The organism is Streptomyces roseochromogenus subsp. oscitans DS 12.976 (genome assembly GCF_000497445.1).
GTDB classification, from domain to species: Bacteria; Actinomycetota; Actinomycetes; order Streptomycetales; family Streptomycetaceae; genus Streptomyces; species Streptomyces oscitans.
Window position 1 is genome coordinate 6,800,706 of record NZ_CM002285.1, and the last position, 10,911, is coordinate 6,811,616.

Genomic DNA, 10,911 nt, shown 5'->3' on the forward strand with positions numbered 1-10,911 from the left:
TACCGCGCACCTGGGCCGCCGTCAGGCCGCCGCGTGCCGGGACGCCCGGGGGAGTGGGGGCGATCGCGGCGGGGGCCGGCACAGGCACGGGCACCGGGGCGGGTACGGGGGTCGGCGAGGGGAAGGGTGTGGGCGCCGGCAGGGGAGCCGGGACCGGCTGGGGAGCCGGGACCGGTACCGGGGTCGGCTGAGGCGCCGCAGGCAGGGGCTGGGCTGCCGCCGGCATCGGCATCCCGGCGCCGGGTGGGGGTACGGCGGCGGGGAGCGGCATGCCGGTGCCGGCGGCCGGAGCGGGAGCGGCGGTCATGGCCTCGGCCTGCGCGGCCAGGCCCGGTACGCCGCCTCCGTTGGTCTGGCTCATCAGCCGGTCCACCGCCGCCGTACCCGAGCTGTAGCTGGTCCCGGTGCCCAGCTCGGGTACGGCGGCTCCCCTCCTGGACCCGTAGAGCACCTGCTCCAGGCCGGACACCAGGCGACGCACGTCGACCTGGGGGCGCACCACGAGTCTCAGGAAGCGGCTGGAGGAACCGATCTTGTTGCCGCACTCGCGGACCAGGATCCGGTGCTCGGTGAGCATCCGGTCCCGGACCACCGTGCCCTCGGCCCCGACGGGCAGCCGTACGAAGAGGAAGTTCCCTTGGGAGGGGTAGACCGTGAGCCCGGGGAGCGCGGAGAGGTGGCTGGTCATCTCCAGGCGGTCGCGGCGGATCTGCAGCAGGCTCTGCGCGTACTCCGCACCGTGGTCGCGCAGCATGAACACCACGTGCTCGGCGAGGGAGTTGAGGTTCCACTTCGGGAGCATCGACCGGATGCGGCCCGCCAGCGCCGGGTTCGCCACCAGGTAGCCGAAGCGGATGCCGTGCAGGCCGAAGCTTTTGCCGAGGCTGCGCAGGACGATGACGTTGGGGCGGAGCATGGCCTCCTGGACGACGCTCGGGTCGGCCTCCGCGTCGGCGAACTCCAGGAAGGACTCGTCCACGATCACCAGGTCCAGGTCCGCCATCGCGTCCATGAACTGCACCACCGACTGCTTGCGCAGATAGCCGCCGTCGGGGTTGTTCGGGTTGCAGAGCACCACCGCACGGGTGCCGCGCCGCCGGATGAACTCGGCGTACTGGGCGAGGTCCAGGGCGAATCCGCTCGCCTCCTGGAGCGGGAACATGTCGACCCGCTTGCCCGTCTCCATCGGCTGGTCGGTCCAGCGGCCGAAGGTGGGGACCGGCACCGCCAGGGACTCGCGGACCAGCAAGTGGTCGATCCAGGTGATCAGTTCGGTGGATCCGTTGCCCATCGCCACGCACTGCGGCGGCAGCTGGAGCAGGGAGCACAGCTCACCGGTGACGGTGTCGGCGCTGCTCGGGTAGTACGAGATGATCTCGGGCAACCGGGCCGACAGTTCGCCGTACATGGCCGGGGTGGGGAAGTACGGATTGCACGGGATGCAGAAGTCCACCGGGCCGGCCCCGTCTCCGCCCTCGCGCGCCAGCGCCGCCATCGAGGGGCTGTGCGCGGCGGTGCCGCGGAACAACGAGGTGACGTTGCCGGCCAAAGGGGACCTCCGTTCAGGGTGGCCCGTGCGGGGGAGCACGGGCCACCCTTCAGTACGGAGACGGGGGAGGCGCCGTTCAACTCAGGGGAAACAGAAGTGGTTTCACGCCTCGAACCGGTGGATCGTGGTCGTCCGGTACGTCTGGCCCGGCCGCAGCACGGTGGAGGGGAACGACGGCTCGTTCGGCGAGTCCGGGAAGTGCTGGGTCTCCAGGGCCAGTCCGTCGCCCTGCCGGTAGGTGTGGCCGGACGGGCCGACGAGGGTGCCGTCGAGGAAGTTGCCCGAGTAGAACTGCACCCCCGGCTGGTCGGTGAAGATCTTCAGGGTGCGGCCGGAGCCGGGGTCGCGCAGCGTCACCACATGCTCGGGCCCCGCGGTCACGCCCTTGTCGAGCACGAAGTTGTGGTCGTACCCCTTGGCCGTGACCAGCTGCGGGTGGCCGATGCGGATGTCCCGGCCGATCGGCTTGGGGTGCGTGAAGTCGAAGGGGGTGCCCTTGACCTTCGCCAGCTCACCCGTGGGGATCAGACCCGGGTCGGTCGGGGTGAACCGGCGTGCGGCGAGCCAGAGTTCGTGGTCGTAGATGCTGCCGCTGCCCTCGCCCGCGAGGTTGTAGTACGTGTGGTTGGTGAGGTTGACGACCGTCGGCTTGTCGGTGGTGGCCTCGTAGTCGATGCGCCAGTCGCCGTGCCGGGTGAGGGTGAAGGTCACCTTCGTCCGCAGCGTGCCCGGGTAGCCCATCTCGCCGTCCACGCTCGTGTAGTACAGGTGCAGTCCGACGTCGGAGCCGGAGGCGAACGGCTCGATGTCCCACACCTTGGTGTTGAAGCCCTGCTTGCCGCCGTGCAGGCTGTTCACGCCGTCGTTGACGGACAGCTGGTACCTCTTGCCGTCGAGCGTGAACCGGCCCTTGGCGATGCGGTTGCCGTAGCGGCCGATGGTGGCGCCGAAGAACGTGGTCCCCGCGACATACGCGGCGAGATTGTCGTAGCCCAGCGAGACGTTCGCGTACCGGCCGTGCCGGTCCGGGATCTCCAGGGACTGGATGATGCCGCCGTAGGAGAGGACCTTCATCCGCGTGCCGCCGTTCTCCAGCGACCAGCGGTACACCTTCGTTCCGTCGGCGAGCGTGCCGAAGTACTCCTTCACCGGCCTCCCGCCCGGGGAGGCCTGGGCGGGGGCTGTGCCGAGGGCGGTGGCGGCCAGGCCCGCCGCCGCGGCTCCCGCGATGACCGTGCGTCTGTTCAGTTCCATGCGTACGGCTCCCTTGTCTGGACCCTCATGAACCGGACTTGCGCTTGTTCCACACGTCGAAGCCGACCGCCGCCAACAGGGCGAGGCCCTTGATGACCTGCTGCCAGTCGGTGCCGACGCTGAGGAGGTTCATGCCGTTGTTGAGCACGCCGAGGACGAGACCGCCGATGATGGCGCCGAGGACGGTGCCGACACCGCCGCTCATGGACGCGCCACCGATGAACGAGGAGGCGATGGCCTCCAGCTCGAATCCGTCGCCCGCCTTCGGCGAGGCCGCGTTCAGGCGGGCGGCGACCACCAGACCCGCCAGGGCCGCGAGCACGCCCATGTTCAGGAACACCTGGAAGGTGATGCGCCTGTCCTTGACGCCGGACAGCTTGGCCGCCGGCAGATTGCCGCCGATGGCGTAGATGTGGCGGCCGAAGACCGAGTTGCGCATGACGTAGCCGTAGCCGTACACCAGGACGCCGAGGATGATCAGGACGATCGGCGCGCCGTCGTAGCTGGCCAGCAGCATCGTGAGGACGAGGATCGCGGCGACCAGGGCCACGAGCTTGAGCAGGAACAGCCTCACCGGCACCACGTCGAGGGAGAACTCCCGCTGGCGGCGCCGGTCGCGCACCTCCTGCCACACCACGGCGGCGATCAGCACGAGGCCGAGGAGCAGGGTGAGGTTGTGGTAGTTGGTGTGCGGGCCGACCTCGGGCAGGAAGCCGTTGCCCAGCTTCTGCAGGCCGTCCGGGAACGGGCCGAGGGTCTGGCCCTTGAGCAGGATCTCGGTGAGGCCGCGGAAGAGCAGCATGCCCGCCAGGGTGACGATGAACGACGGTATGCCGAGATACGCGATCAGGAAGCCCTGCACGGCCCCCGCCACCGCGCCCACCAGCAGGCACAGCACCAGGGCGACGGGCCACGCCACGCCGTGCTGCACCGTCAGCACGGCCGCGAACGCGCCCACGAACGCCGTGATCGAGCCGACCGACAGGTCGATGTGCCCGGCGATGATCACCAGCATCATGCCGATCGCGAGGATCAGGATGTAGCTGTTCTGCAGCACCAGGTTGGAGACGTTGCGCGGCAGCAGCAGATCGCCGCCGGTCCAGAACTGGAAGAGGACGACGATCAGCCCGAGCGCGATCAGCATGCCGTACTGGCGCATGTTGCGGCGCAGGCCGCCGAGCACCAGCCGCAACAGGCCCTCGCCGGCGGCCGATCCGCCCTTGCCCGGGGGCGCGGCCGCCGGGCTCTTGTCGGTGACGTCCGTGCTCATCGCGTTACCTCTTCGTCCTTTGCGTTGTCCGTCGGCGCCTTGTCCTTCGTCATATGGCGCATCAGCACTTCCTGCGTGGCCTCGGCCCGCGGCACCTCACCGGTCAGCCGCCCGGCGGCCATCGTGTAGATGCGGTCGCACATGCCGAGCAGCTCCGGCAGCTCGGAGGAGATGAAGACGACCGCCTTGCCCTGGGCGGCCAGCTGGTCGATGACCGTGTAGATCTCGTACTTGGCGCCCACGTCGATGCCGCGCGTGGGCTCGTCCAGGATCAGCACGTCCGGACCCGCGAAGATCCACTTGCTGAGGACGACCTTCTGCTGGTTGCCGCCGGACAGCTTGCCCACCGGCTCGAAGACCGTCGGCGCCTTGATGTTCATCGACGTGCGGAACCCCTCGGAGACCTCCCGTTCCGCCTGCTCGTCCACCACGCCCCGCCGGGCGACCTTCTTCAGCGCGGTCAGCGAGATGTTCCGGTTGATGGTGTCGATGAGGTTCAGGCCGTAGTGCTTGCGGTCCTCGGTGACGTACGCGATGCCGTGCTCCACCGCCTGAGCGACGGACTTCGTACGGATCTCCGCGCCGTCCTTGAGGACCGTGCCGCCCCCGTACTTGCCATAGGTGCGGCCGAAGACGCTCATCGCCAGTTCGGTGCGGCCGGCGCCCATCAGGCCCGCGATGCCGACGATCTCGCCCCGGCGGACGCTGAGCGACACATCGTCCACGACCTTGCGCTGCTGGTCGATGGGGTGGTGGACGGTCCAGTTGCGGATCTCCAGCGCGGGGGCCGCGCCCGCCTCCGGCTCGTGCGGGGTGCGCTCGGGGAAGCGGTGGTCGAGGTCGCGGCCCACCATGCCGCTGATGATCCGGTCCTCGGTCGTCTCCGGCGCCTTCACGTCGAGCGTCTCGATGGACTGCCCGTCGCGGATGATTGTCACCGAGTCGGCGACCCGGCGGATCTCGCCCAGTTTGTGGGAGATGATGATCGAGGTGATGCCCTGGTTCTTCAGCTCCAGGATCAGGTCGAGGAGTTTGCCGCTGTCCTCGTCGTTCAGGGCCGCCGTCGGCTCGTCGAGGATGAGCAGCTTCACCTTCTTCGACAGGGCCTTGGCGATCTCCACGAGCTGCTGTTTGCCCACGCCGATGTCGGCGACACGGGTCTCCGGGTGCTCGTCGAGGCCGACCCGGCGCAGCAGTTCGGTGCCGTGCCTGAGGGTGTCGTTCCAGTTGATGAAGCCGCGCGTGGCGTGTTCGTTGCCGAGGAAGATGTTCTCCGCGATGGAGAGGAACGGCACCAGTGCCAGCTCCTGGTGGATGATGACGATGCCGCGCTGCTCGCTCGCCCGGATGTCCTTGAACCGGCAGACCTCTCCCTCGAAGAGGATCTCGCCTTCGTAGGTGCCGTGCGGATGGACGCCGGAGAGCACCTTCATCAGCGTGGACTTTCCGGCGCCGTTCTCCCCGCAGATGGCGTGGACCTCGCCCTGGCGGACGGTCAGTGTGACGTCCGACAGCGCTTTGACACCGGGAAAGGTCTTGACGATCGAGCGCATTTCCAGGACGGGTCCCGCCATGGTCGTGCCTTCCAATCCGTAGGTGCGGGCGCTTACTTGAGCTCGGACTCGGTGTAGTAACCGCCGTCCACCAGCACCTGCTGGTAGTTGGTCTTGTCCACGCTGACCGGCTGGAGCAGGTAGGCCGGGACGACCTTGGCGCCGTTGGTGTAGGTCTTGGTGTCGTTGACCTGCGGCTGCTTGCCGTGGAGGGCGTCGTCGACCATGGCCGAGGCGACCTTGGCGAGCTGCCGGGTGTCCTTGTAGACGGTCTGCGTCTGCTGCCCGGCGATGATCGACTTCACCGAGGCGAGTTCGGCGTCCTGGCCGGTGATGACCGGCAGCGGGTTGCTGCCCGAGCCGTAGCCGTCCGACTTCAGCGCGGACAGGATGCCGATGGAGATGCCGTCGTACGGCGAGAGCACCGCGTCGACCCGGCCGCTCTTGTAGGCGGAGGTGAGGATGTCCTCCATGCGGTGCTGGGCGGTGGTGCCGTCCCAGCGCAAGGTGGTGACCTGGTTGAGCTTGGTCTGGCCGGACTTGACCACCAGCTGCTTCTTGTCGAGGTACGGCTGGAGCACCTTCATGGCGCCGTCGAAGAAGTACTGGGTGTTGTTGTCGTCGTTCGACCCGGCGAACAGCTCGATGTTGAACGGGCCCTTCTTGCCGCTGTCCAGACCGAGCTTGTGCACGATGTAGGTGCCCTGGAGGGTGCCGACCTTCTCGTTGTCGAACGAGGCGTAGTAGTCGACGTTCTTGGTGCCGAGGATCAGCCGGTCGTAGGCGATGACCGGGATGCCGGCCTGGTGGGCCTCCTGGAGGACGTTGTTCAGCGACTTGTTGTCGATGGCCGCGACGATCAGGCCCTTGACGCCCTGGGTGATCAGGTTCTCGATCTGCGAGACCTGGGTGCTCGGGTCGTCCTCGCCGTAGACCAGCTTGGTCTTGTAGCCCTTCGCCTGGAGGTCCTTGACGACGTTGTTGCCGTCGTTGATCCAGCGCTCGGAGGACTTGGTCGGCATCGCGATGCCGATGGTGGCGCCCTTGACGTCACCGGTCTTCTCCTTGCTGCCGCCCGAACCGTTCTGACCGCAGGCGGTCAGCGTGAGGGCGAGCGAGGCGGCTCCGGCTATCGCGGCGAGGGCGCTTCTGCGAGTGCGCATGGTGATCGTCCCTGTTCTTCTCTTCGTTGAGATGTTTCAAGCGAGGTCGGTGTAGCGCCCCAAAGGGGCGCGGGGCGGGGACATTTGCGGCTCCGCCGCGTGTGCGCGACCAGCCACGATGGACCCGCAGCCCCCATCGGTCATCCAGTGGCACCTTCGGCGGGGAACCGGTTCAAAGACCCCGGCAGCCGCGAGCCGAGCGGCGCCATGTCGCCGTCCGCGCCGTGCCGGGCGAGCAGGTCCAGGGCGAGCCGGCCGCGCCGCACCCGCTCCCGGGCGGTGTCCAGGGTGACGTCCCGCAGATGGGTGCCCCACGGGTAGATGCCGGGCGCCTTGGACAGACCGAACTTCAGATACAGCGGGGCGCCGCGCCGGATCAGCTCGGCGACCTCGTACATCCGCACATAGCCGCCGAGATCGTCGGGGGCCTCGATGTACATGTCCATGGGGGCCGCCGACACCCGGCGGATCTCGGTGAGGTGATCCAGCGTCAGATCGCTGGGCACGTTGACCGAGTCGGCGCCGAGCCGTTCGAAGACGGCGTACGACGCCGGGTTGACGGGGCCGATGAGCGCCGAGACCTTCAGCGTGGTGTCGGCCGGGATGACGCCGTTCTCCCGCGCCCGGTGCAGCGTCCACAGCACGCCCTCGTCGGCGACCAGCAGACACCTGACGCCCAACTCGGTGGCCCGTACGGCGTCTTCGACGCACCCGGCGACGGCGTCGTGGCCCCGTGCGCGCAGTCCGGCCCCTCGCGAGTCGGAGCGCACCGAGCCGCCGATGTCCCAGGTCCCGCGCGGGCCGGTGAACAGGCAGAGTTCGATGTCGCGTGCGCCCGTCGCCTCGACCATCTCGGTGATCTCGGCGTCGGTGAGCATCCACACACCGCTGCCCTGGCTGATCCGGTGGATCGGCACATCGAGGCGCGAGGCCTCCTTCAGGACGACCGCCAGCGCTTCGGGACCCTCGCACGAGGGGATCTCGGTGCGCCAGCGGCCGCCGCCCGGGAAGCCGTGGGGGGAGGCGTCGGCGGGGTCGAGGGCGGGCGCGGCCAGGCCGAGGGCGGCGAGCGCCTGTTCGCCGGGCCTGCGGGCCGCCGGGGCGGAAGCGTCGGTCGTCACAAGCTGTCCTTCATGGTCGAAGCGTTCGAGATTTCGGACAAGGTTCGCGGCTCTGGGTACGGAAAAGCGCTGGAGGTGTGCCGGAGAGCTCTGCAGGTACGCCGGCCGGGGCGCCGTCAGGTCACGCTCCGGCCGGTGTACGGCTACGGGCGGAGCAGTACCTTGCCCACCTTCGGATCACCGGCCCCCACCAGCTCGATGGCCTGCGGGAACTCGGTCAGCGGCAGCTCGTGCGTGACCAGCGGCAGCGGGTCCAGCAGCCCGGCGCCGAACACCCGCACGGTGTGCGCCCAGGCGGCCGGCGGCGCCCCGAAGACGGTGTGCACCTCCAGCTGTCGTACGACGAGACCGGTCGGGTCGAGCCCGTCCGCGCCCGGCGCCGGGATGCCGGTGAGGACCAGGCGTCCGCCGCGCCTGAGCAGGGAGGCGGCGGTGCGCGCGGCGGACGCGGACCCGGCGGTCTCGATCACGACGTCGAAGTCGTCCGGGAGAGTCTGGTCCTTGAGCCGGAAGTCGCTCGCCCCGAACCGCCGGGACAGCGCCTCCCGGTCACCCCGGGTACCCACGACGAGCAGCTCCGCCGGCGAGACGGCCTTCAGGAACTGCACGGCGAACATCCCGAGCGTGCCCGTGCCGACCACCGCGACCCGCTCACCCGGTCGGGCGTTCGCCTTGAGCGCGGCGGCCGCGATACAGGCGGCCGGCTCCAGCAGGGCGGCGGCGGTGAGGTCGGCATCGTCCGGCAGGACGTGCAGCAGCCGGGCCGGCAAGGTGAGCGTGCCGGCCATGGCGCCCGGCTGGGTGAACCCGGTCTCCTCGTACCCGGCCGTGCACAGCGTGGTCTCGCCCGCGTGACAGCGGTCGCACACCTGGCAGTTGCGGAAGCCCTCGCCGACCACCTTGCGGCCGACGAGGGACGCCGGGACACCCGGGCCCGCCTGTGCGACGGTTCCCGACCACTCATGGCCCGGCGTCAGCGGATAACGGACGTACCCCTCGGGCCGGTTGCCCTGGTACACCTCGCGGTCGCTGCCGCAGATGCCGACCGCGTGCACGGCCACCAGCGCCTCGCCCGGGCCGGGCTGGCGGGGCGTGTGCTCGGCGAGCCGGTACCGGCCCGGGGCCTCGACGACGACGGCGCCGCTCACTTCGTCTCCTTCGGCTTGCGCTGCTCCCAGCCCTCGGCCCACAGGTCGAACCGGGCCTGCTGCTGCGGGAATTCGGCGGCCGCGTCGACGTCCAGCTCGACCCCGAGACCGGGCGCGTGGGACAGATGGAAGCACCCGTCCTCCGGATCGACCTGCGGCGCACCCTTCACCACCTTCTTGATCTCCGCGTCCGCGAAGTCGTTGAAGTGCTCCAGGACCTTGAAGTTCGGTGTGGTGAAGCCGACTTGGAGGGAGGCGGCGGTGAGCACGGGCCCGCCGACGTTGTGCGGGGCGACCAGCATGTAGTGCGTCTCGGCGGTGGCGGCGAGCTTCCGCGTCTCCCAGATGCCGCCGATGTGCCCGACATCGGGCTGCAGGATGTCAGCGGCCTGGCTTTCGAACAGCTCGCGGAACTCGATCCGGTCGTGGATCCGCTCGCCGGTGGCCACCGGGATGTCCACCTTGGCGGCCACCTTCTCCAGCGCCTTCAGGTTCTCCGGCGGGACCGGCTCCTCCAGCCAGGCCGGCCGGTACGGCGCCATCTCCTTGGCCAGCCGGACGGCGGTGGCGGGGGAGAAACGGCCGTGCATCTCCAGCATCAGCTCGGCGTCCGGGCCGATCGCGTCCCGCACGGCCTCGATGAGCGATACGGCGTACCGGGTCTCCTGATGGTCGAGTTCGAAGTGCCCGGTGCCGAACGGGTCGATCTTCAGCGCCCGGTATCCGCGCTCCACGACCCCCTGGGCGGCCTTGTGATAGGCCTCCGGCGTTCGCTCGGTCGTGTACCACCCGTTGGCGTACGCCTTGACCTTGTCCGTCACCTTGCCGCCGAGCAGCTGCCACACCGGCACGCCCAGTGCCTTGCCCTTGATGTCCCAGCAGGCCATCTCGATGACCGCGATACCGGACATGACGATCTCACCGGCCCGGCCGTAGTCGCCGTACTTCATCCGGCGGACGAGATCCTCGACGGCGAACGGGTCGGAACCCAGGATGTGATGGGCCTCGGCCTCCCGCAAATACCCGATCAGCGCGTCGGTGTGCCCGAGCATCCGGGTCTCGCCGACTCCCGTGAGCCCCTCGTCGGTGTGCACCTGGACATAGGTCAGGTTGCGCCACGGTGTGCCGACCACGTGTGTGCTGATTCCGGTGATGCGCACGGCGGTTGCCCCTCAGCTGTTCGAAATTTCGTCACACGTTCGAAATGCTGGCGTGACAGTAAGGACGGGGGGGTCGGGGTGTCAATGGGTCGAACAGGTAACGGTTTCGGCAAGCCTTTTGAGAACTATTCCGCTGCTCTACGAAACCTTCACAGAGGTGCCTAGGAACCTGACCGATGGGGAATCTAGTCTTCCGGCGTCATGGACTACTGTCACCCGTGCCAACGGCACCTCAACGGCGCCCTGGCCTGCCCCGGGTGCGGGACTCCGGCGCGCTCCGTTGCGGAAGCGCCGGTCGCGCACGCCTACGCGGGCACGGGTGAGGCGCCGGGCCATGGCACGCCCCAGGGGTACGCCCCTCAGGGGCGCGAGCCTCAGGCGTACGACACCCACGGCTACCGCATTCCCCAGCAGTACGCGCGCGGGGAGACCCAGGAAGAGCGGTACGAGCCGGCCGGGAGCGTGGACGAGCAGTACACGTCGGCCGGAGCCACGGGAGAGCACTACGCGCCCTCCGGGGCCACTGGAGAGCAGTACGCGCGGGCCGGGACCGCGGAAGAGCAGTACGCGCGGGCTGGGGCCACGGGACAGCACCACGCGTCGGCCGGGACCGCGGGGGAGCAGTACGCGCGGGCCGGGACCGCGGAAGAGGAAGCGGAGCCGCACGGCGGCGATCCGGAATCCGCGGCCGAG

At 69.3% G+C, this 10,911-nt stretch carries 8 protein-coding genes and 1 pseudogene; 1 reads left to right on the forward strand and 8 read right to left on the reverse strand.

Features of this window, described 5'->3' with window-relative positions; all coding sequences use genetic code 11:
• From M878_RS79095 to M878_RS79130, 8 genes are all read right to left on the reverse strand, one after another.
• A partial coding sequence (locus M878_RS79095) for a pyridoxal phosphate-dependent aminotransferase (RefSeq protein ID WP_023551061.1) occupies positions 1-1,549 on the reverse strand: 1,549 nt, incomplete at its 3' end.
• Positions 1,550-1,651: 102 nt separating this feature from the next.
• Positions 1,652-2,803 carry an aldose epimerase family protein gene (locus M878_RS79100; RefSeq protein WP_023551062.1) on the reverse strand — a complete coding sequence of 384 codons (1,152 nt, stop codon included), beginning with the start codon at positions 2,801-2,803 and terminating at the stop codon, positions 1,652-1,654.
• Between the two features lie 25 nt (positions 2,804-2,828).
• Positions 2,829-4,073: a multiple monosaccharide ABC transporter permease gene (mmsB, locus tag M878_RS79105; protein WP_023551063.1), complete on the reverse strand. Its 1,245-nt coding sequence runs from the start codon at positions 4,071-4,073 to the stop codon at positions 2,829-2,831.
• Complete coding sequence (mmsA, locus tag M878_RS79110) at positions 4,070-5,647, reverse strand: multiple monosaccharide ABC transporter ATP-binding protein (protein WP_031226224.1); 1,578 nt, start codon at positions 5,645-5,647, stop codon at positions 4,070-4,072. Before mmsA ends, mmsB begins: the two co-directional genes overlap by 4 nt.
• Positions 5,648-5,679: 32 nt before the next feature.
• Positions 5,680-6,789 (reverse strand): multiple monosaccharide ABC transporter substrate-binding protein, encoded by a 1,110-nt coding sequence (gene chvE, locus M878_RS79115; RefSeq protein WP_023551065.1) that lies wholly within the window; start codon positions 6,787-6,789, stop codon positions 5,680-5,682.
• Positions 6,790-6,929: 140 nt separating this feature from the next.
• The gene (locus M878_RS79120) at positions 6,930-7,910 is read right to left on the reverse strand and encodes a hypothetical protein (RefSeq protein ID WP_023551066.1); all 981 of its coding nucleotides are present in this window, start codon (positions 7,908-7,910) and stop codon (positions 6,930-6,932) included.
• A gap of 143 nt (positions 7,911-8,053) precedes the next feature.
• Positions 8,054-9,058 (reverse strand): zinc-dependent alcohol dehydrogenase, encoded by a 1,005-nt coding sequence (locus tag M878_RS79125; RefSeq protein ID WP_023551067.1) that lies wholly within the window; start codon positions 9,056-9,058, stop codon positions 8,054-8,056.
• Entirely contained in the window at positions 9,055-10,218 is a 1,164-nt protein-coding gene (locus M878_RS79130; RefSeq protein ID WP_023551068.1) for a mandelate racemase/muconate lactonizing enzyme family protein, read from the reverse strand. The genes M878_RS79125 and M878_RS79130 overlap by 4 nt, the downstream gene beginning before the upstream one ends.
• A gap of 201 nt (positions 10,219-10,419) precedes the next feature.
• Here M878_RS79130 and M878_RS96760 point away from each other — a divergent pair.
• A pseudogene (locus M878_RS96760) lies at positions 10,420-10,911 on the forward strand (hypothetical protein); the annotation flags it as partial.